Origin of the sequence: Streptomyces sp. NPDC058307 (assembly GCF_042880295.1) — a bacterium.
Lineage (GTDB): Bacteria > Actinomycetota > Actinomycetes > Streptomycetales > Streptomycetaceae > Streptomyces.
Map to the genome: position 1 here is coordinate 40,915 of NZ_JBHVYZ010000006.1, position 19,724 is coordinate 60,638.

Genomic DNA, 19,724 nt, shown 5'->3' on the forward strand with positions numbered 1-19,724 from the left:
CGATATGCGGACGAGGTCTTCCGCTGCCACGACACCAGCGCCTAGATTGCCTGCGCATTGCAGGTGATCAGCGCTGATCAGTGAGGGGCAGGAGTCGCGACATGTCGGATGCACCTGAAGTCGGACCACCGGTGGTGACACCGGTACGGGTGGTCATCGCCCTCTGTCTGATCGCCCCGTTCGTGGCGATGCTGTGGGTCGGCTCGTACGCCAAGGTCGACCCCACGTTCATCGGCATCCCGTTCTTCTACTGGTACCAGATGCTGTGGGTGCTGATCTCCACCGCGCTGACGATGATCGCGTACCGGCTGTGGCAGCGTGACCAGCGTGCCCGTCGTGGAGGTACCAAGTGAACGACGGCGTCAACGGTGTGGCTCTCACCGTCTTCATCCTCTTCTTCCTGGCCGTCACGGTCATGGGCTTCCTGGCCGCGCGCTGGCGCAAGGCCGACAACGAGCACAGCCTCGACGAATGGGGCCTGGGCGGCCGCTCGTTCGGCACCTGGATAACCTGGTTCCTGCTCGGCGGTGACCTCTACACGGCGTACACCTTCGTCGCGGTCCCCGCGGCGATCTACGCGGCGGGCGCGGCCGGCTTCTTCGCGGTGCCGTACACCATCCTGGTGTACCCGCTGATCTTCACGTTCCTGCCCCGGCTGTGGTCGGTCTCCCACAAGCACGGATACGTGACGACCTCTGACTTCGTGCGCGGCCGCTTCGGCTCGAAGGGGCTGTCGCTGGCGGTGGCGGTCACCGGCATCCTCGCGACCATGCCGTACATCGCGCTCCAACTGGTCGGCATCCAGGCGGTCCTGGACGTCATGGGCATCGGCGGTGGCGAGAACACGAACTGGTTCGTCAAGGACCTGCCGCTGCTGATCGCCTTCGGTGTCCTCGCGGCCTACACGTACTCCTCCGGCCTCAGGGCCCCCGCGATGATCGCGTTCGTGAAGGACACGCTGATCTACATCGTCATCGCGGTGGCGATCATCTACATCCCGATCAAGCTGGGCGGCTTCGACGACGTCTTCCACGCGGCGAGCCAGAAGTACACGGCGGCCAAGGCGGGCGGCCTCGTCCCGCTGGAGGCAGGCCAATGGACGTACGCCACGCTGGCGTTGGGCTCCGCGCTCGCGCTGTTCATGTACCCGCACTCGATCACCGCGACGCTCTCCTCCCGCAGCCGTGAGGTGATCCGCCGCAACACCACGATCCTGCCGCTGTACTCCCTGATGCTGGGCCTGCTCGCGCTGCTGGGCTTCATGGCGATCGCGGCCGGGGTCAAGGTCACCAACCCGCAGTTGGCGATCCCGCAGCTGTTCGAGGACATGTTCCCGGACTGGTTCGCGGGCGTGGCCTTCGCGGCGATCGGCATCGGCGCGCTGGTCCCGGCCGCCATCATGTCGATCGCGGCCGCGAACCTGTTCACCCGCAACATCTACAAGGACTTCATCAAGCCGGACGCCACGCCCGCCCAGGAGACCAAGGTCTCCAAGCTGGTCTCGCTCCTGGTGAAGGTCGGCGCGCTGGTCTTCGTCCTCACCATGGACAAGACGGTGGCCATCAACTTCCAGCTGCTGGGCGGCATCTGGATCCTGCAGACCTTCCCGGCCCTGGTCGGCGGCCTGTTCACCCGCTGGTTCCACCGCTGGGCCCTGCTGGCCGGCTGGGCGGTCGGCATGGTCTACGGCACCTTCGCCGCGTACGGTGTCGCCTCCCCGACCCAGAAGCACTTCGGCGGCTCGGCGAAGGAGATCCCGGGCATCGGCGAGATCGGCTACATCGGCCTGACCGCGTTCGTGCTCAACCTGGTCGTCACGGTGGTCCTGACCTTCGTACTGAGGGCGCTGAAGGCTCCCGACGGCGTGGACGAGACGCGTCCGGAGGACTACACGGCGGACGCGGGCGACCCGGGCGTCCAGACGGAACTCCCGCCGGCGACAGCGGGTTCGTCCCACTAGGCACGGTGTCAGCCGGTCTCGGTGTCAGCCGGTCACGGTGTCCACGGGCCGTCGGAGAGGTCGTCCGGCGGCCCGTTGTCGTACCCGTCGGGCACCCTCACCGACATGTGTCGTACCCGTCGGGCACACTCACCGACATGGACATCGTGATCCGGGCGGCGGAACCCGCCGAGTACGAGACCCTCGGTGAGATCACCGCGCAGGCCTACCTCCGGGACGGCCTCCTGCTGTTCGGCGACAGCGACTGGTACCTCGAGGAACTCAGGGACGTGGCCAAGCGGGCCGCCGCCGCCGACGTGCTGACGGCCGTGGCGGACGACACCGTCCTCGGCACCGTCACCTTCGTCCCCTCCGGCGGCCCGCTGGCCGACCTCGCCCGCCCCGGCGAGGCGGAGATCCGCATGCTCGCGGTGGCTCACGCGGCCCGCGGCAGAGGCGTGGGGCAAGCCCTCGTCCAGGCCTGCGTCGACCGCGCGAGCGCCATGGCCACCGGCATCGTGCTGTGCACCCAGCCCACGATGCACACCGCCCACCGCATCTACGAACGCCTCGGTTTCACCCGCGCCCCCGAGCGCGACTGGAAGCCGATCCCCGGTGACGAGTTCACGCTTCTCGCCTACACGTTGACGTTCTGAAGTCACCGCGACACAACATATGGGCCTGCTTTCCTCACCCGGCACAAGATGTATGCTCATGCTCGCTGTCGCCGCAGGGGAATCCGGTGCGAATCCGGAACTGTCCCGCAACGGTGTACTCATGCGTGCATAAGCACACATGGGAGTCAGTCCGAGGACCTGTCGACAGCCGCCCGTGCCACACCGGCCCGGGTGTCATGACGTCCGGGCCTCGTGGAATGGGCGGGTGGACGCGACGCCGTGCGCGCTCGTGTGCTGCCCCCTGCCCTCCGCAAGGCCCCCGTGCCCAGCGAGGGAGTGCCCCACGTGACCATCGCGCCGGCCGATCCGGCCTCAGTGACCGAGCGGACCGCACAGCAGGACCACGACGGCCCCGGGGCCGCCCTGCTGCGGACCCTGACCGAGCTGACCGCCGACCTCCCCGACGCCGACCCCGGCCGGGTCGCCGCCGCCGCGCTGCGGGGCCGCTCCTCGCGTGCGTCCGCCCCCGAAATGACCGTGGAGTTGCGCGAGCTGGCCACCGAGGCGGCGGCCGGCCTCATCTCCGAGGACCCCGCGTACAGCAGGCTGGCGGCCCGGCTGCTGACCGTCTCCATCGCCGCCGAGGCCGCCTCGCAGGGCGTCACCTCGTTCACCGGCTCGGTCGCCGTCGGCCACCGCGAGGGCCTCATCGCCGACCGGACCGCCGAGTTCGTGCGGGTCCACGCCGAGCGGCTCGACGCGCTGGTCGACACCGGGGCCGACGACCGCTTCGGCTACTTCGGCCTGCGCACCCTGTACAGCCGTTACCTCCTGCGGCACCCGATCACCCGCAAGGTCATCGAGACGCCCCAGCACTTCCTGCTCCGGGTGGCGTCCGGGCTGGCCGAGGACGACACGGTCAGGGCACTGGACGAGGTCGCCGCGCTCTACGCGCTGATGAGCCGCCTCGACTACCTTCCCTCCTCCCCCACCCTCTTCAACTCCGGCACCCGGCACCCCCAGATGTCGTCCTGCTACCTCCTGGACTCCCCCAAGGACGAGCTGGACTCCATCTACGACCGCTACCACCAGGTCGCCCGGCTCTCCAAGCACGCGGGCGGCATCGGTATCGCCTACTCCCGCATCCGCTCCCGGGGTTCGCTGATCCGCGGTACCAACGGGCACTCCAACGGCATCGTCCCGTTCCTGAAGACCCTCGACGCCTCGGTGGCCGCCGTGAACCAGGGCGGCCGGCGCAAGGGCGCCGCCGCGGTCTACCTGGAGACCTGGCACTCCGACATCGAGGAGTTCCTGGAGCTCAGGGACAACACCGGTGAGGACGCCCGCCGTACGCACAACCTGAACCTGGCGCACTGGGTGCCGGACGAGTTCATGCGCCGGGTGAACGCGGACGCCGAGTGGTCGCTCTTCTCGCCGGCCGACGTGCCCGAGCTGGTCGACCTGTGGGGCGAGGAGTTCGACGCGGCGTACCGCAAGGCCGAGGCCGCGGGGCTCGCGAGGAAGACGATCCCCGCGCGTGACCTCTACGGCCGCATGATGCGCACCCTCGCGCAGACCGGCAACGGCTGGATGACCTTCAAGGACGCCGCCAACCGCACGGCCAACCAGACGGCGCTGCCCGGGCACACGGTGCACTCCTCCAACCTCTGCACGGAGATCCTGGAGGTCACGGACGACGGGGAGACCGCGGTCTGCAACCTGGGGTCCGTGAACCTCGGCGCGTTCGCCGACACGACGACCGGCGACATGGACTGGGAGCGGCTCGACGCCACCGTCCGCACCGCCGTCACCTTCCTCGACCGGGTCGTCGACATCAACTTCTATCCGACCGAGCAGGCGGGCCGTTCCAACGCCAAGTGGCGTCCCGTCGGCCTCGGCGCGATGGGCCTCCAGGACGTCTTCTTCAAGCTGCGCCTGCCCTTCGGCTCCCCCGAGGCCAAGCGCCTTTCCACGCGGATCGCCGAGCGCGTGATGCTCGCGGCCTACGAGGCATCCGCCGACCTCGCCGAGCGCAGCGGCCCGCTGCCGGCCTGGGAGAAGACCCGTACGGCACAGGGTGTGCTGCACCCCGACCACTTCCCGGACGCCGAACTCACCTGGCCGGAGCGCTGGGCGGCCCTGCGTGGCCGTATCGCCGCCACCGGACTGCGCAACTCCCTGCTGCTCGCCATCGCGCCCACCGCCACCATCGCCTCGATCGCCGGGGTGTACGAGTGCATCGAGCCGCAGGTCTCCAACCTGTTCAAGCGCGAGACGCTGTCCGGCGAGTTCCTCCAGGTCAACTCGTATCTGGTGAAGGAGCTCAAGGCGCTCGGCGTGTGGGACGCCCGCACGCGTGAGGCGCTGCGCGAGGCGAACGGCTCGGTGCAGGGCTTCGCGTGGATCCCGGAGGACGTACGGGCGTTGTACCGCACGGCGTGGGAGATCCCGCAGCGCGCTCTGATCGACATGGCGGCGGCGCGGACCCCGTTCCTCGACCAGTCGCAGTCCCTGAACCTCTTCCTGGAGACGCCGACCATCGGCAAGCTCTCCTCGATGTACGCGTACGCCTGGAAGTCCGGGCTGAAGACGACGTACTACCTGCGCTCGCGCCCGGCGACCCGGATCGCCCGCGCCGCACAGGCGACGGTCCCCGTGCAGCAAACGGCCGATCCCGAAGCCGTCGCCTGCTCCCTTGAGAACCCCGAGTCCTGCGAGGCCTGCCAGTAATGACCAGTGAAGCCAAGACTGTGCCTTCCAAAAACCTGCTCGACCCGGGCTTCGAGCTGACCCTGCGCCCGATGCGCTACCCGGACTTCTACGAGCGCTACCGGGATGCCATCAAGAACACCTGGACCGTCGAGGAGGTCGACCTCCACTCGGACGTCTCCGACCTCGCGAAGCTCAGCCCCGCCGAGCAGCACCTCATCGGCCGCCTGGTGGCCTTCTTCGCGACCGGCGACTCGATCGTGGCGAACAACCTGGTGCTCACGCTGTACAAGCACATCAACTCCCCTGAGGCGCGCCTGTACTTGAGCCGGCAGCTCTTCGAGGAGGCCGTCCACGTCCAGTTCTACCTGACGCTGCTCGACACCTATCTCCCCGACCCGGAGGACCGGGCGGCGGCCTTCGACGCCGTCGAGAGCATTCCCTCGATCCGCGAGAAGGCCGCGTTCTGCTTCCGGTGGATCAACGAGGTGGAGAAGCTGGACCGGTTGGAGTCCCAGGCCGACCGCCGCCGCTTCCTGCTCAACCTGATCTGCTTCGCGGCGTGCATCGAGGGCCTCTTCTTCTACGGCGCCTTCGCCTACGTCTACTGGTTCCGCAGCCGGGGTCTGCTGCACGGTCTCGCCACCGGCACCAACTGGGTGTTCCGCGACGAGACCATGCACATGTCCTTCGCCTTCGACGTGGTCGACACCGTCCGCAAGGAGGAGCCGGAGCTCTTCGACGACCGGCTCCAGCAGCAGGTCACCGACATGCTGGCGGAGGCCGTGGAGGCGGAACTCCAGTTCGCGCGGGACCTGTGCGGGGACGGGCTGCCGGGCATGAACACCGAGTCGATGCGCCAGTACCTGGAGTGCGTCGCCGACCAGCGCCTGACGCGCCTCGGCTTCGCGCCGGTGTACGGCTCGCAGAACCCGTTCTCCTTCATGGAGCTGCAGGGCGTCCAGGAGCTGACGAACTTCTTCGAGCGGCGTCCGTCCGCGTACCAGGTGGCCGTGGAGGGCACGGTCGACCTGGACGAGGACTTCTGACAGGACATCTTCAAAAATCGATGGATCCGGGCACGTGGGTGGTACGTCCAAGAGGGAAGGAGGCCATCCATGCGCCCGATCCGCAAGACGACCCTCGCCCTCGCGACACTGACGCTGCTCCTCGCGGGCTGCGGCACCGACGCCGGGAACGGCAAGGGGGGAGGCGGCGACAGTGTGTCGCCGTCCTCCCCCACCGCCGCCGCACCCAGCGCCACACCGACCGCTACCGGATGCACGACCCAGGCGGAACTCGGAGCCACCGACAGCGGGGACACCGTGTGCCTCGCGGTGGGTGGCACGATCCGGATCAGCCTGGACGGGACCAGAAGCCGCCCCTGGAAACCGGTCACCGTCGACGGCAGCGGCCTGGAGGCCACCAACAGCGGCATCGTCCTGCTGCCCGGCGACGCGAGCTCCGCGTACAAGGCGGTCTCGGCCGGGCGGATCCAGCTGAGTTCGCAGCGCCCGCTGTGCGCCACCGGGACCGGCGGCATCTCCTGCAAGGGCATTCAGGAGTGGCGGGTCACCGTGCTGGTCACCTGAGCGCGACCGCGTCCCCGGCCGACACCTTCGCCGAGGTCGTCGTGGTGCCGGGGAAGTACCAGCGCCAGCTGCCCGCCGACGTGGCGGTCACCTTGGTGCTGAGCCGGCCCACGTTGTCCGTCTTCACGGTCTTGACCGTGCGGTAGTGGGCGGCACCGGCCGCGCGGAACTGGAGCCTGACCGCCTGGCCGGGGTAGCCGTGGTACTTCAGGTCCTCCCAGTTGGCCCGGGAGAGCTTGCCCTTGACGGTGAGCTGGGCACCCTTGGCGACGGGTTCGGGGGTCGCGTCGGTGGTGAGCTGTGCGGCCCGCTTGACCTTGTACTGGGCGATGTCGTCGTAGATCCAGTAGTCGCCGTCGTTGGCGTTGACGGTGGCGGCGACCACCCAGACACCGGCGAGCTTGTTGCTGTCGATGTCGTCGCTGTCGATCCAGGCGGGGTCGACCGTCATCGTGCCCGTGCACACCGACGTCGTCGAGTTCTTCCTCACGCAGGACGAGTCGCCGTTCCAGCTGAAGAAGCCGTAGGGGGCGGTCTTGTTGAACGTGCTGAGATGCGAGATCTTCTTCGCGCCCGAGTCGTCCTTGACGGTGACCGCGATCGGGAACGTGATGGTCTTCGCCGTACCGACGATGACGTTGCCCCCCTTGTTCACGACGGTCTTGGTGACCCTGATGTCACCCTCGCCCTCGGCGTGGGCGCCGGTGGCCGTGAGCAGGGTCAGGGCTGCCGCCCCGCCTGCCACGGCCCACAGTCTGTGTCTCATGTTCCTCCCCTGTTGGTTCAGGAGAGATTAGACGGTGCGTGTCGTCCCGCGTGCGGCCCGGTACTCGTAGGCCCGCTTGATCTGACGGTCCATCCGGCGGTCGTGCACGATCCCGATCACCGACGGGAGGACCAGGAGGACGAGGATTCCGAGAATGGTCAGCATTCCGATCAGTCCTTGTGTCTGTGCGGTAGTCATGTCACTACTGTCACGCCGCAGACTCCTGACAAACAGTGGCAGGACTGCCGCACACCCTCGATTTACTGCCACCTTTGCGGCACACTGGGAGCATGCTGAAGAACGTGGCCGCCGTCGTCCTGGACGGTGTGAATCCCTTCGAGCTCGGTGTCGTCTGCGAGGTCTTCGGGATCGACCGCAGCGATGACGGACTGCCCGTGTACGACTTCGCGGTCGCCTCGGCCGAGGGCCCCCGGCTGGCCTCGCGCTCGGGGTTCACCCTGCAGGTCGAGCACGGCCTGGAGCGGCTGGAGTCGGCCGACCTGATCGCCGTGCCGGCCTGCGCCGGCTACGAGACGCGGGACTTTCCGCCCGAGCTGCTCCAGGCCCTGCGCGACGGGGTCGAGCGCGGGGCGCGGGTGCTCAGCGTGTGCTCCGGCGTCTTCGTGCTGGCCGCGGCCGGACTGCTCGACGGCCGGCGCTGCACCGTGCACTGGCACCACGCGGAGGAGCTGGCGCTCGCGTACCCGCGGCTGACGGTCGAGCCGGACGTCCTGTACGTCGACGAGGGCCCGGTGATCACCTCGGCGGGCACCGCCGCCGGTATCGACGCCTGTCTGCACATCGTGCGCAAGGAGCAGGGCCCCGAGGTCGCCAACAAGATCGCCCGGCGCATGGTCGTGCCGCCGCACCGGGACGGCGGACAGGCCCAGTACATCGAGCGGCCGCTGCCCCGGTCGACGTGCGACACCGTCGGCGAGGTGCTCGTGTGGATGGAGCAGCACCTCGACGAGGAGGTCACCGTCGAGCAGCTCGCCGAGCGCGCGCACATGTCCCCGCGCACCTTCGCCCGCCGCTTCCAGCAGGAGACGGGTACGACTCCCTACCGCTGGATCCTGCGCCAGCGAGTGCTGCTGGCCCAGCGGCTGCTGGAGGCGACGGACGAGACGGTGGACGCCATCGCGGGCCGCGCCGGGTTCGGCACCGCGGCCGCGCTGCGTCACCAGTTCCTGCGCGCGGTGGGCACCACCCCGAACGCCTACCGGCGCACCTTCCAGGGCCCGGGGGCGGCCGCCTGACCCGTCACCTGGGCACGGGCCGCACCAGGAGCCGGTTCGGCCGCAGGGTGATGCCCGGCCGGGGGGTGTCGTCGGAGCCGGCCACCTGCTCGAAGCGGTACTTCCGGGCCAGCGCCGCCGTGAGCAGCGTCAGCTGTGCCATCGAGAAGTGGTCGCTCGGGCACTTCCGGTTACCGGTGCTGAACGGGCTCATGGCGTGTTTCGGAACCGACTTGGCGCGATCGGGACTCCAGCGCAGAGGGTCGAACTCCGCGCTGTCGTCGAAGGACTTCGCATCGCGCTGGATCGCGTACGGACTGTAGACGATGTCGGACCCGGCCGGAATGCGATAGCCACCGAGTTCGGTGTCGCGCACCGCCCGCCGCGTCAATATCCATACCGCGGGCCACAAACGCATGGTCTCGACCACCACATAGGTCGTGTACCTGAGTGACCGTACGTCGTCGAATCCCACAGGACGGCCGCCGGTGACCGATTCGACTTCCGCGCACACCTTGTCCGCGTGTTCGGGATGTTCGGCGAGCACCTGAAGCAGCCACATGATCGTGGACGCGACGGTTTCGCCGCCGGGGGTGAGTATCGCGACGACCTGGTCGTGGATCTCCTGTTCCCCGATGGGGTCGCCATTCGCGTCCTTCGCGGCCAGCAATGCCGTCAGCAAATCGTCCGGCTTTTGACCGGATGCCCGGCGTTCGGCGACGATCTCGTCGACCACGAGATGCAGATCGGCCAACGCGCGGTTGAATGCGAGGTTGGCCGGCAGGGGCAGCTTGTACAGCGGCCCAGCGGGTATCACCATCCGCCGGTACATGCCCCGGAAGACGGTCGTGAGCGCGACGCACAGCCGCTCGGCGCGCTCGTCCATGTAGTCGCCGCGCAGCAGACAGCGGGCCGCGATGCGCACGGCGACCCGGAAGGACTCCAGGGTGCAGTCGACCGTCTCACCGGGCTGCCAGCGCTCGGCGAGCGCGTGCGCCTCCTCCTCCATGACCGGCCCGTACGCCGGGAGGGCGTCGAGCCGGAACGCGGGCTGGATGATGCGCCGCTGCCGCCGGTGCTGGGGGCCGTTGGCGGTGGCCACGCCCTCCTTGCCGACCAGCCCCTCCAGGGACTCCCACAGCGGCCCGGCGATGATGAAGTCGGGGTTGAGGGCCACGGCTCCGGTCAGTTCCGGGGTGGTGGGCGCGTACACCTTCTTCGGGCCGAGCCGGAGGCGTACGACCTCGCCGTGCCGCCGCAGCCCGGACAGGAAGCTCAGCGGATCACGGACCAGGCGCCAGCCGTGGCCGAGGACGGGGACGCCCCCGCCCGCGAACGGCGGTTCACGCAACTCGGGAGCCGCCGTGGCTTCGGGTTTCACGGATTCGACGGTCATTTCTCACCTGCCGCTTCGTTGTTGACGTACGGGGGCGTGGACCGGTCGTCCCAGCTGTCGACCATGTAACGGCCGGACTCGTGGTGGAACCAGTAGACGGTGCTGAACCAGTTGCGCATATTGCGGACGCAGGCCCGGACGGCGGCGCTCAGCTCCTTTCCGCGCACACTGCCGTCGTCGAGACTGCCGGCGAAAAGGAGGGCGTCGGCCTCGGCCACGAGGAATGCGTCCACGCATTTCTCGATCAGTCGCCGCATTTCCCCGATCGCCTCTTCGAGGGTCAGTCCCTGGTGTTTGATGAGACTGATGCCGAGATTGTGGACCTCGTCTCCCGCGATTTCCTTGGGGAGTGAACAGAGGTCGTTGTACCAGGCGGCGAATTCCTGGCTCAGCAGGGCCGCCCGCCGGTATGCCGGGTGTTTCCTCACCCCGTCCGGGAGTTCACATCCCGCGCTCGGCTCCAGCAGATCCGTCCAGATCCAGTGCGCGAAGGTGAGTCGGCGCAGTGCCAGGTATTCCTTGACCGTGGGAATGGTTCCCATGGTGCGATTGCGGAATTCCCGGTCGTAGGCCTCGATCACGTCGTGGAAGTGCCCGGCGAACCGGGTGTTCCACGTCTGCGGCAGGAACGAGTACAGCCGCACCACGCAGTCGGCGAAGGCGGCGACCAGCGGATCCTCGTGGTGCAGATGGGCCCGCGGCGAGTCGAGCGCCGCGTGCAAGCGGAACCTCAGCCGCCGCCACGCGCGCGGACGGCGGTGGACGATGTCGCGGTCGTGCCGGTCGTCCCAGACGAAGAACCACGCGCTGTAGTCCGCTATCGCCTGGAGGACCTCGTCGGGGGCGCCGAGGTAGTACCCCGCCATGAGGTCCGTGTAGCACAGTCCGTCGGCATATTCGGCCACCTTGTCCGTCGGCATGAGCCGTTTTTCCAGAAGCCAGGTCCGGGTGTTCTCCTGGAGCCTGGGCCAATACGGATGCAGTTGCCTGGGAAACGCTGCCTCGATCACCGGGAGAGAGAGCGACGGTGGAACCGCGATCGCCGTCGGCGTCGATGTGGTGCTGTGTGGGAAAGCAGACACGAACAAACCCCTTCCAGCCGCCAGTTGACACACACCCCTGCCGCTGAACCGGGCGTGCGCCGTTGCGTATCCCCGCACTTCCCATTCAGCACCACAACTGACCATTCTGGGAATGGATTTGCTTCATTCACTACCCCACGGTGTCGGGATTCTCCCCTCATGTGACCTGAATCGGATCACTATGTGAGCACATCCGCTCGAACGTGCGACGCACAGACGAACGGCGCCTGTTCGGGGAGTGATCCCTGAACAGGCGCCGTGTGCACGGGGGTGGTGGGACGTCAGTCGTTGGCGACCACGGGGTAGCGGGGCTCGTTCTCGGCCATCTGCCGCAGCGCGTCCTTGCGTTCGCGCTTGGAGAGCCGGTCGATGTAGAGGTAGCCGTACAGGTGGTCGGTCTCGTGCTGCAGACACCGGGCGAAGTAGCCGGTGCCGCGGAGCTTGACCGGGTTGCCCTTCTCGTCCTGCCCGGTGACCTCGGCGTAGTCGGGACGGGCGAGCGGCGCGTACGCGGTGGGCACCGACAGACAGCCCTCGTTGCTGTCGTCGAGGCGGCGCTGGTCGGCGGGCAGGTCCACGAGCTTCGGGTTGCAGACGACACCCACGTGCCGCTTGCCCTCGTCGTCCTGGCAGTCGTACACGAAGACCTTCAGGTCGACGCCGATCTGGTTGGCGGCGAGGCCGACCCCCTCGGCGGTGCGCTGGCTGGCGAACATGTCCGCGACCAGCTGGTCGAGCTCCTCACCGAACTCGGTGACGTCCTTGCACTCCTTGTGCAGCACGGGGTTCCCGACGACGGTGATGGGCCGCGAGGTGCCGCGCTCACGCCAGGCGCTCTCCCGCTCCTCGGCGTCCTCGGTGTCGATGACGAACCCCTCGTCGTCGACGGGGAGCACGCCCGCGTGCTGCTGATCGGTGTCCTGCTGGGCCATGACCTACGGATCGCCTTCCTGCACAAACAAAGAACGAAAACAAAGAACAAACGGGGGTGTGACGCTGATACAGGGTACGGCGAATGTTCAGCAGACCTCTTCGAGATCCCGCCAGTCACGCGAATCCGGACTGTCCGCGACCCAACCGTCCAGCAGCCCCCGGACCAGCGAAGCCGGCGCAGCCACCCCGCACTCCCGCTCCGGCACCCACAGCTGCCCGTCCGTGCGGTGCCCCAGCGGACCGGGGTGTCCCGGCTCGCTGTGGTCGTGCGGGTCCAGGTGCTCCCCGTCGCCCTCGTCGGACGGCATCCGCGACTCGGAGCACATCCGGCACAGCAGCCGTACCGACGACGACCAGTCCTCCGCCGCGAACCCGGCGTCGGCCGCCAGCTGCTCCAGCGCGTCCCGGTCCGCCTCGGTGGCCGCCTCCAGCAGGACCACCCAGGTCGGCACGGGCGAGGGCGCCCACAGCTCGATCTCGTCGAAGACGGGATAGGCGTGCCCGGACGCCGTGGTCCGCTCGCCGTGCGGCACCCCGTCGTGCAGCACGACCTCGCCCCATCGGCGCCCGGAGGACGGCAGCGGGATGGACAGCACCTCGACGCGGGCGGGGTCCAGACGGCGCCCCCAGACCACCTCGGCCTCGCCCTCGGGGGACAGCCGTACGGCCGCGCTGCCGAGGTCCATGCCGAGCGGCTCGCCGTTCGCCGTGGCGGTGCCCGGCACCCGCAGTCCGTACGCCTGCCAGGCCCGCCGGGCCAGCGGCCAGTCCTGCAGGGCGGTGGCGGCGATGCCGACGTTCCACCAGTCGGGCGCCCCGGTCTCCCGGTCGAGCAGCGCGACGGCCCGCAGGCCCGCGGCCCGCGCCTGCTCCCAGTCGTGCCGGAACTTGTGCAGGAGGGCGAGGTTGAACCAGGACTCGGACAGCCAGGGTTCCAGGTCCGCGGCACGTGTCAGCAGCGCGCCCGCGTCCTCGTACCGACCGTCGCCGATCAGCGTGAACGCGCGGTCGGTGGCCTGCCGCCAGGAGGCGGAGGGCCGGTGCCGTCCCTTGCCGAAGATCCTCACGATTCCCGCCTGCCGGTTCCGTCGAGTGGGCTGGCTGTGCCCCCGGACACCCTCTCTCCCGCATCCAACCACGTGTGCTCGGAAGGGCGCTCATTACCCATGGGTTACCCCGTCACGGGCGAGGTCAGACAGTCCCTCGACAGCACCCGGGCCAACGCCTCCACGACCTCCGGAGCGTAGTCCCCCGCGGTGCCCAGGCGCAGCTCCTCCAGCGCGGTCAGCGGCCCGCCGGGTCCGGCGTCCCGCGCCTTCTCCTCGTACGCGTTCACCGCCCGCACGATCCGCGCGGCCTGCGGCTGCTCCCGGCAGGGGTCGGCCTGCCGCTCCACGACCACGGCGACGGCCGCGTCGACGCCCGTCTGCCGTACCACGGCCCCGCCGAGCAGCGCGATGCGGCGCTGTTCGTCGAGGGGCAGGCCCGCGGTGGCCCCCGCGGGCACCGGGTCCACGAGGCTCAGCTGGCCGATGTCATGCATGAGGGCGGCGTACTCCAGGACGGTGAGCTCGGGCCGGGACATCCCCAGCTCGCGCCCGACCTCCCGGCTGAGCGCGGCGACCCTGCGGGCGTGCCCGGTGGGTGTGTACCCGGCGATCTCGGTGGCGCGGGCGAGGGAGGCGATGGTCTGCCGGTAGGTGGAGCGGACCGCGGCGTAGCGGCGGACGGAGAACTGGGTGAGGAGCAGCGGCACCGAGAAGACGGGCAGCGCCCACAGTCCCGCGACGGCCACCGCGAGCGCCATCACGGCCCCGGTGGCGACGACGGCGGACCCGATGCCGAGCAGGGCCCGCAGCTCGTCCCTGAGCAGCGGGCCGAAGGGCCAGCGGGTGCGGGAGTGCGCGAGGGCGGCGGCGAGCACGGCGTCGCACAGCGCGGTCAGCGAGAGCAGGGCGAGCAGCAGCAGGGCGTAGGCGGGGCCGCCCCACTGGGTGAACGTCCCCTGGTTGTAGAGGGGTTGGAAGCACACGGCGGCGAACCCGACGGTGAGCACCCGGCGCGAGAGCTGGTCGGCGGTGGGCCCCTGCCCGCGTCCGACGTGCGGCACGCTGCCGACGAGGGAGGCCGCGAGGACGACGGTGACGGCCTGGGCGGCGCCGTGATGCGTGGGCGCGCCGGCGTTCTCCCCGAGCAGGGCGTACGACAGCGCTCCGGCGGCACCCAGCGGTGCGGCCTCCCTGACGTGGGGGCCGCTGCGCCGGTTGAGCTCCCCCACAGTGATCAGCAGCCCGAAGGCGAGGGCGGTGCCGCGCTCCTCGAGACCGGTCCACAGGACGAAGGCGAGGGAGCCGAGGGCGAGCAGGGCGGCGCAGGTGTGGACGAGGGTGAGGAGCGGCGGCAGCCGGCGGGACGCCTTGCGGGCGCTCACCGGCGTACCCCCGGCCGCCCCGTGGTTGTCGGACGGGGGCGCGGCACACCGGTCCCGTCGCCCTCGTCGGTCTCGTCCGCCGTGACCGCCGGATGCCAGCCGTGCCGGGACAGGGCGCGGACCAGGGCCGTCACCATCCGGGGGTCGAACTGGCTGCCCGCGCACCGCTCCAGCTCCTCCAGCGCGGCGCAGACGGGCCGGGCCCGCCGGTAGGAGCGGGTGGAGGTCATGGCGTCGAAGGCGTCGGCCACGGCCACCACCCGTGCCGACTCCGGGATCTGAGCGCCCACCAGTCCGTACGGGTACCCGCTCCCGTCCAGCCGCTCGTGGTGGTGCAGCACGGCGGCCCGGGCCTCCCCGAGGAAGGAGATGCCCCGCACCATCTCGTGCCCGTACTCGGGGTGCAGCTCGATGATCCGCCGCTCTTCCGGAGTCAGCGGGCCGTCCTTCCTCAGCAGCCGCGTCGGCACGCCGAGCTTGCCCACGTCGTGCAGGATCCCGGCGAACCGCAGCACCTCGGTCCGGGCGTCGTCCATGCCGAGCTCCCGCGCGATCATCATCGACGCCTGCCCGACCCGCTCGCTGTGCCCGCGCGTGTACTCGTCCTTGATGTCCACGGCCTGCACCAGCGCCCGGATGGTGGCCTGGTGGGCGGCGCGCTCGCGGTGGTACTGCGCGAACACCCACCACGACACGCACATCGGCAGCAGGACGAGCAGCGCGGCGACGGGGCCGTAGGGACTGCGCCACAGCACGGCCATCATGAGCCCGGCCAGCCCGTGGACGGCGACGGGGGCAAGGGAGCGGAGGAACAGACCGCGCCGGGCCCGCCGTAGGGGAATCCTCTCGGCGAGCGCCAGGATCCCCCCGTCCAGCACGCTCAGCACCAGGCAGAAGACGAGCACCGCGGCGCCGGCGGGGAGCAGCGCGTAGGGGAAGTCGGCGGCCGCGACCGCGTCCCGGCCGCCCATCGCCCCGTGCACCCGCGCGGCCGCCCACACGCTCAGCGCGAGCTGCGCGGCCCGCCAGATCCGGCGCAGGGCACGCGGGCCCCGCTCGACCGGGGACAGCAGCGCCCCCGGCAGCGCCACGAGGGCGGCGGCCGGGGGCGGCAGCAGAAAGGCGCCGGCGAGCAGGACCGGATAGAAGGTGCCGGTGAACCGCCACCACCGGGCGGCGGCCTGCTCGCAGCCGGCGTACAGCGCGGCGAGCAGGGCGAGCGCCCACCAAGGGGTGTGGACGGTCGGCAGCGGCAGCAGACAGAGCAGTGCGGCTGCGGCGACACAGGCGACGTACGCACGCGCGCGTGCCGGCACCGCCTCCATGTCGCCCCTCCAGCCCCGTCCAGCCCCAGTCCGCACAGCTGCGAGGAGACTAGGACGATGAGGGGAGGCGGCGTGGGCCGATCACCTGCCGATTAGCACGTTCGAGTGACGAGAGTGCGTTCCGGCAGGGGAGGTCGGGATTCCTGGGAGGGGAGTTCAGGATTCCTGGGAAGAGGCCGTCACGTCGTGCTCCGGCACGGTCTGTCCGGAGCGGATCAGATCGAGCCGCCCCAGCACCTTGGAGCGCAGGTCGGTCGGCACGTCGTCCCGGCCGCAGCACCGCTTGACGAGCTTCTTCACGGCCTCTTCGAGCCCGTACTTCTCCAGGCACGGCGAGCACTCGCTGAAGTGCTGCTTGAACTTGACGCGATCGACGTCCGGCATCTCACTGTCGAGGAACTCGTAGAGATGATCGAGTACCTCACTGCAGTCCGTCTCGTGCGGCTCTCCGCAGCTCATGAGCCCGAGCCTTTCGCTTCGTTCGACTCTCCGGCACCGGCCGGGACGAGCCCGCGCTCGCGGGCGTAGTCCTCGAGCATGCCGCGCAGTTGACGGCGGCCACGGTGCAGTCGGGACATCACCGTTCCGATGGGTGTCCCCATGATGTCCGCGATCTCCTTGTACGCAAAGCCCTCTACGTCGGCGAGGTAGACGGCGATGCGGAATTCCTCGGGGATCGCCTGGAGGGCTTCCTTCACGTCCGAGTCGGGCAGGTGGTCGAGCGCCTGCGACTCGGCGGAGCGCAGACCGGTCGACATGTGCGACTCGGCGCGGGCGAGCTGCCAGTCCTCGATCTCCTCGGCCGCGGAGCGCTGGGGTTCGCGCTGCTTCTTGCGGTACGAGTTGATGAACGTGTTGGTGAGGATCCGGTACAGCCACGCCTTGAGGTTGGTCCCCTCACGGAACTGGTGGAAGGACGCGTACGCCTTGGCATACGTCTCCTGCACCAGGTCTTCGGCGTCGGCCGGGTTGCGCGTCATGCGCAGCGCGGCCGAGTACATCTGGTCGAGGAATTCGAGCGCGTCCCGCTCGAAGCGCGCGGTGCGCTCCGCAGTGGACTCCGTGCTCGCGCCCTGGCCCTCGGGCTGCTCCGCCTGGCCGTTGTCGGTCCCTGCGTCGATCCCAGTGACCGGACCCACCTCCTCAAGATTCCGGGCAGCACCGAAACCGATGCCACCGGAATTGGAGGATAGACGACTACCCGTCCCGACCGCCCCTCGAATAGGGGTGGTCTTCGCCGCATGCAGCACTGTCCAGTCCAGGTCAGGACGGCTGCTGCGGCTCGGGCAGAAGGTCGAACCCATGCGGCGGACTTCCTCTCCTACGGCGATCCGCGCTGTTCCTCAGCGCTTCTGTCCGCCTCAACAGAGGTCCGGGGCTCAGCATTCCCGGGCTTTCACTCCAGTGACCCGACCCACTTCACGACCGCCTCCGTGATGACCGTCACGGCCTCCTCCTGACCGATCTCCGCCCGCTTCGGCACGGCGAAGCCGTGATCGCCGTGGGGCACCTCGACCAGCTCGAAGGACCCGTCCGGGAACTCCTCCGGCTTCCCGAACGGGTCGTTGCCGCCCTGTACGACCAGGGTGGGCACCCCGGATCCGAGCAGTTCCGCGGCGCGGGACTTCTCCGGCCTGCCCGGCGGGTGCAGCGGGAAGCTCAGGGCGAGGACCGCGGCGGCGCCCAGCTCCACGGCCGTACGGCAGGCGACGCGGGCCCCGGCGCTGCGCCCGCCGGAGATCACCGGCAGGCCGGGCCGCACGAGAGCGGGCCAGACACCCCGCCATCCCACGTCCAGCGTCTTGGGAGCGGGCGCGACCTTCTTGCCGGCCACCCTCCAGGGCTGCTCGACGAGGGCGACGGTCACTCGGTGCCGCGGCAGCGTGTCGGCGAGTGCCTGGAGGTCCCGCGCCTCGATGCCGCCGCCGGCGCCGTGGCTGACGGCCAGCACGAGCCGTGCCGTGCGCGCCGGGTGCCAGGTGATGCGGGCGTCGCCGGCCTCGGTGCTGATGGTCTCGGTCTTCACGGCAAGCTCGGTCTTCACGACAAGAAGGCTAGAAGAGGGTGCCCTCTTCCGGCCCCTCCAGCTCCTTCAGCAGCTCCGGCCCGTTGTTGCGCACGTTGCTGACGGCGGTGGAGACCGGGTAGGCCCGCATGAGCCCCTCGGGCGGGGGCGCGAGCAACGAGCGCAGGTCCTCCACGTCGGTGCGGGACGGGTCCAGCCAGGTGTCCCAGCGGCCCGGGGTCAGCATCAGCGGCATCCGGGGGTGGATGTCGGCGAGGGAGCGCGGGCCGTCGGCCGGGGAGACGGCCAGCGGGCCGGTCTCCGCCTCGGTGGTGATCACGGAACAGGTCGCCCACCAGGCCAGCGGATGGTCGTCGGGCAGGGTCTTGTCGCGCCAGAACTCGTACAGCCCGGCCATCGCGAACACCGAACCGTCGGCGGGCAGTACGAAGTAGGGCTGCTTGCGCGGCCGCTTCTTCTTCCCCTCGACCTCCAGCTCCCGCTCGCCGGGCCCGGTGACCCACTCGTAGTAGCCGTCGGCCGGAATGACGCAGCGGCGGGTGGCGAAGGCCCTCTTGTACGACGGCTTCTCGTGCACGGTCTCCGCGCGCGCGTTGATCATCCGGGCCGCGCCCTCGGGGCTCTTCGACCAGCTCGGGACCAGCCCCCACTTCAGCTTCCGCAGCTGCCGAACCGGCCGCGGGTCCTCGGCGTCCTTGAGGGGACGGTCGAGGACGGCGTAGACCTCCTTGGTCGGGGCCACGTTGTAGTCGGGCTCAAGGGTCTCTTCCAGTTCCCACTTCTCGATCTCAAAGATTCCTGCGAGATCCTCGGGCCCACGACTGGCTGCATACCGTCCGCACATACGTGCCACACTGCCAGACTCCGTACGACCAGAGGGAGCCACCGGGAAACATGGACAGCACCGCATCGACCGCGCTGCCCGATCTCTGGGACCGGCTCATCGGACTGCAACCCGACCCCGACCTGTGGGTGGTGCTGGGCACCATGGTGGCGGCGCTCGCCATAGTGGTCCCCCATACGCTGTGGCGGCTCTCGCGCAACGCCATCACCATCGCCCACGAGGGCGGCCACGGTCTGGTCGCCCTGCTCACGGGACGTCAGCTCACCGGCATACGGCTGCACTCCGACACCAGCGGCCTCACGGTCAGCCGGGGCAAGCCGCACGGCCTCGGCATGATCCTGACCGCGGCGGCCGGTTACACCGCTCCCCCGCTGCTCGGCCTCGGCGGCGCCGCCCTGCTGGCCGCCGGCCGCATCACCCTGCTGCTGTGGGCGGCGACGGCCCTGCTGGTGGCGATGCTGGTGATGATCCGCAACGCGTACGGGGCGCTGACGGTGGTGCTCACCGGCGGCACGTTCGTGGTGGTGTCCTGGCTCGCCGGGCCCCAGGTGCAGGCGGCGTTCGCGTACGTGGTGGTGTGGTTCCTGCTGCTGGGCGGGGTGCGTCCCGCTTTCGAGCTACAGGCGAAGCGGTCCAGGGGCGGCGCGGGCGATTCCGACGCGGACCAGCTGTCCCGCCTGACGAACGTACCGGCGGGGCTGTGGCTGTTCCTGTTCCACGCGGTGAGCCTGTGTTCGCTGATAGGCGGCGGCAGGTGGCTGCTGCAGGTGTGACAGGACCCGAAGGAGCGACGGAGGAGCGACGTCACCAGGCGTGCGGTCGGCCACGA

The 19,724-nt window shown here is 69.7% G+C and carries 20 protein-coding genes and 1 riboswitch; of the genes, 8 read left to right on the forward strand and 12 right to left on the reverse strand.

Features of this window, described 5'->3' with window-relative positions:
* Positions 1 to 101: 101 nt before the first annotated feature.
* The 6 genes from ACFVYN_RS06700 to ACFVYN_RS06725 all read left to right on the forward strand — a co-directional run bounded on the left by ACFVYN_RS06700 (position 102) and on the right by ACFVYN_RS06725 (position 6,857).
* A complete protein-coding gene (locus ACFVYN_RS06700; protein WP_389993485.1) occupies positions 102 to 353 on the forward strand; it encodes a DUF3311 domain-containing protein in 252 nt (83 codons plus the stop codon).
* Positions 350 to 1,960 carry a monocarboxylate uptake permease MctP gene (mctP, locus tag ACFVYN_RS06705; protein ID WP_389993488.1) on the forward strand — a complete coding sequence of 537 codons (1,611 nt, stop codon included), beginning with the start codon at positions 350 to 352 and terminating at the stop codon, positions 1,958 to 1,960. Before ACFVYN_RS06700 ends, mctP begins: the two co-directional genes overlap by 4 nt.
* 137 nt (positions 1,961 to 2,097) lie before the next feature.
* Positions 2,098 to 2,595, forward strand: coding sequence for a GNAT family N-acetyltransferase (locus ACFVYN_RS06710; RefSeq protein WP_389993491.1), 498 nt, complete (start codon positions 2,098 to 2,100; stop codon positions 2,593 to 2,595).
* 77 nt (positions 2,596 to 2,672) lie between these two features.
* Positions 2,673 to 2,755: riboswitch (cobalamin riboswitch) on the forward strand.
* Positions 2,756 to 2,901: 146 nt separating this feature from the next.
* Entirely contained in the window at positions 2,902 to 5,286 is a 2,385-nt protein-coding gene (locus ACFVYN_RS06715) for a ribonucleoside-diphosphate reductase subunit alpha (protein WP_389993494.1), read from the forward strand.
* A complete protein-coding gene (locus tag ACFVYN_RS06720) occupies positions 5,286 to 6,314 on the forward strand; it encodes a ribonucleotide-diphosphate reductase subunit beta (RefSeq protein ID WP_389993496.1) in 1,029 nt (342 codons plus the stop codon). Before ACFVYN_RS06715 ends, ACFVYN_RS06720 begins: the two co-directional genes overlap by 1 nt.
* Before the next feature lie 69 nt (positions 6,315 to 6,383).
* Positions 6,384 to 6,857: a hypothetical protein gene (locus tag ACFVYN_RS06725; protein WP_389993499.1), complete on the forward strand. Its 474-nt coding sequence runs from the start codon at positions 6,384 to 6,386 to the stop codon at positions 6,855 to 6,857.
* Here the strand turns inward: ACFVYN_RS06725 and ACFVYN_RS06730 are convergent.
* Both ACFVYN_RS06730 and ACFVYN_RS06735 read right to left on the reverse strand, forming a co-directional pair.
* Positions 6,850 to 7,623 carry a hypothetical protein gene (locus ACFVYN_RS06730; RefSeq protein ID WP_389993501.1) on the reverse strand — a complete coding sequence of 258 codons (774 nt, stop codon included), beginning with the start codon at positions 7,621 to 7,623 and terminating at the stop codon, positions 6,850 to 6,852. The genes ACFVYN_RS06725 and ACFVYN_RS06730 overlap by 8 nt on opposite strands.
* 27 nt (positions 7,624 to 7,650) lie before the next feature.
* A complete protein-coding gene (locus ACFVYN_RS06735) occupies positions 7,651 to 7,821 on the reverse strand; it encodes a hypothetical protein (protein ID WP_389993503.1) in 171 nt (56 codons plus the stop codon).
* 92 nt (positions 7,822 to 7,913) lie between these two features.
* Between ACFVYN_RS06735 and ACFVYN_RS06740 the strand changes: the two genes are divergently transcribed.
* Positions 7,914 to 8,879: a helix-turn-helix domain-containing protein gene (locus tag ACFVYN_RS06740; protein WP_389993507.1), complete on the forward strand. Its 966-nt coding sequence runs from the start codon at positions 7,914 to 7,916 to the stop codon at positions 8,877 to 8,879.
* Between the two features lie 4 nt (positions 8,880 to 8,883).
* Here the strand turns inward: ACFVYN_RS06740 and ACFVYN_RS06745 are convergent, their stop codons facing one another.
* The 10 genes from ACFVYN_RS06745 to ACFVYN_RS06790 all read right to left on the reverse strand — a co-directional run bounded on the left by ACFVYN_RS06745 (position 8,884) and on the right by ACFVYN_RS06790 (position 18,895).
* Positions 8,884 to 10,254 (reverse strand): cytochrome P450, encoded by a 1,371-nt coding sequence (locus tag ACFVYN_RS06745; RefSeq protein ID WP_389993510.1) that lies wholly within the window; start codon positions 10,252 to 10,254, stop codon positions 8,884 to 8,886.
* Positions 10,251 to 11,336 (reverse strand): epi-isozizaene synthase, encoded by a 1,086-nt coding sequence (cyc1, locus tag ACFVYN_RS06750; RefSeq protein WP_389993513.1) that lies wholly within the window; start codon positions 11,334 to 11,336, stop codon positions 10,251 to 10,253. The genes ACFVYN_RS06745 and cyc1 overlap by 4 nt, the downstream gene beginning before the upstream one ends.
* A gap of 281 nt (positions 11,337 to 11,617) precedes the next feature.
* Positions 11,618 to 12,268: a peptide deformylase gene (gene def / locus ACFVYN_RS06755; RefSeq protein WP_389993516.1), complete on the reverse strand. Its 651-nt coding sequence runs from the start codon at positions 12,266 to 12,268 to the stop codon at positions 11,618 to 11,620.
* An 87-nt stretch (positions 12,269 to 12,355) separates the two neighbouring features.
* The gene (locus tag ACFVYN_RS06760) at positions 12,356 to 13,336 is read right to left on the reverse strand and encodes a tetratricopeptide repeat protein (protein ID WP_389993519.1); all 981 of its coding nucleotides are present in this window, start codon (positions 13,334 to 13,336) and stop codon (positions 12,356 to 12,358) included.
* A 104-nt stretch (positions 13,337 to 13,440) separates the two neighbouring features.
* The gene (locus ACFVYN_RS06765) at positions 13,441 to 14,700 is read right to left on the reverse strand and encodes an HD-GYP domain-containing protein (protein ID WP_389993521.1); all 1,260 of its coding nucleotides are present in this window, start codon (positions 14,698 to 14,700) and stop codon (positions 13,441 to 13,443) included.
* Entirely contained in the window at positions 14,697 to 16,025 is a 1,329-nt protein-coding gene (locus ACFVYN_RS06770; RefSeq protein WP_389993524.1) for an HD-GYP domain-containing protein, read from the reverse strand. Before ACFVYN_RS06770 ends, ACFVYN_RS06765 begins: the two co-directional genes overlap by 4 nt.
* 156 nt (positions 16,026 to 16,181) lie before the next feature.
* Positions 16,182 to 16,484, reverse strand: coding sequence for a mycothiol system anti-sigma-R factor (gene rsrA / locus ACFVYN_RS06775; protein WP_389993527.1), 303 nt, complete (start codon positions 16,482 to 16,484; stop codon positions 16,182 to 16,184).
* Positions 16,481 to 17,164: an RNA polymerase sigma factor SigR gene (gene sigR, locus ACFVYN_RS06780; RefSeq protein ID WP_007384596.1), complete on the reverse strand. Its 684-nt coding sequence runs from the start codon at positions 17,162 to 17,164 to the stop codon at positions 16,481 to 16,483. Before sigR ends, rsrA begins: the two co-directional genes overlap by 4 nt.
* 257 nt (positions 17,165 to 17,421) lie before the next feature.
* Entirely contained in the window at positions 17,422 to 18,051 is a 630-nt protein-coding gene (locus tag ACFVYN_RS06785; RefSeq protein WP_389993877.1) for an alpha/beta family hydrolase, read from the reverse strand.
* A gap of 28 nt (positions 18,052 to 18,079) precedes the next feature.
* Complete coding sequence (locus tag ACFVYN_RS06790) at positions 18,080 to 18,895, reverse strand: SOS response-associated peptidase (protein ID WP_389993529.1); 816 nt, start codon at positions 18,893 to 18,895, stop codon at positions 18,080 to 18,082.
* 50 nt (positions 18,896 to 18,945) lie between these two features.
* Between ACFVYN_RS06790 and ACFVYN_RS06795 the strand changes: the two genes are divergently transcribed.
* On the forward strand, positions 18,946 to 19,668 hold the full coding sequence (locus tag ACFVYN_RS06795) for a M50 family metallopeptidase (protein ID WP_389993532.1): 723 nt from the start codon (positions 18,946 to 18,948) through the stop codon (positions 19,666 to 19,668).
* Positions 19,669 to 19,724: the final 56 nt, after the last annotated feature.

Bases quoted from the DNA above. Each gene is read 5' to 3' on its own strand.
- ACFVYN_RS06700 (WP_389993485.1), top strand. From the start codon at position 102: ATGTCGGATGCACCTGAAGTCGGACCACCGGTGGTGACACCGGTACGG.
- ACFVYN_RS06710 (WP_389993491.1), top strand. From the start codon at position 2,098: ATGGACATCGTGATCCGGGCGGCGGAACCCGCCGAGTACGAGACCCTC.
- ACFVYN_RS06720 (WP_389993496.1), top strand. From the start codon at position 5,286: ATGACCAGTGAAGCCAAGACTGTGCCTTCCAAAAACCTGCTCGACCCG.
- ACFVYN_RS06725 (WP_389993499.1), top strand. From the start codon at position 6,384: ATGCGCCCGATCCGCAAGACGACCCTCGCCCTCGCGACACTGACGCTG.
- ACFVYN_RS06730 (WP_389993501.1), bottom strand. From the start codon at position 7,623: ATGAGACACAGACTGTGGGCCGTGGCAGGCGGGGCGGCAGCCCTGACC.
- ACFVYN_RS06735 (WP_389993503.1), bottom strand. From the start codon at position 7,821: ATGACTACCGCACAGACACAAGGACTGATCGGAATGCTGACCATTCTC.
- ACFVYN_RS06740 (WP_389993507.1), top strand. From the start codon at position 7,914: ATGCTGAAGAACGTGGCCGCCGTCGTCCTGGACGGTGTGAATCCCTTC.
- ACFVYN_RS06745 (WP_389993510.1), bottom strand. From the start codon at position 10,254: ATGACCGTCGAATCCGTGAAACCCGAAGCCACGGCGGCTCCCGAGTTG.
- def (WP_389993516.1), bottom strand. From the start codon at position 12,268: ATGGCCCAGCAGGACACCGATCAGCAGCACGCGGGCGTGCTCCCCGTC.
- ACFVYN_RS06770 (WP_389993524.1), bottom strand. From the start codon at position 16,025: ATGGAGGCGGTGCCGGCACGCGCGCGTGCGTACGTCGCCTGTGTCGCC.
- rsrA (WP_389993527.1), bottom strand. From the start codon at position 16,484: ATGAGCTGCGGAGAGCCGCACGAGACGGACTGCAGTGAGGTACTCGAT.
- ACFVYN_RS06790 (WP_389993529.1), bottom strand. From the start codon at position 18,895: ATGTGCGGACGGTATGCAGCCAGTCGTGGGCCCGAGGATCTCGCAGGA.
- ACFVYN_RS06795 (WP_389993532.1), top strand. From the start codon at position 18,946: ATGGACAGCACCGCATCGACCGCGCTGCCCGATCTCTGGGACCGGCTC.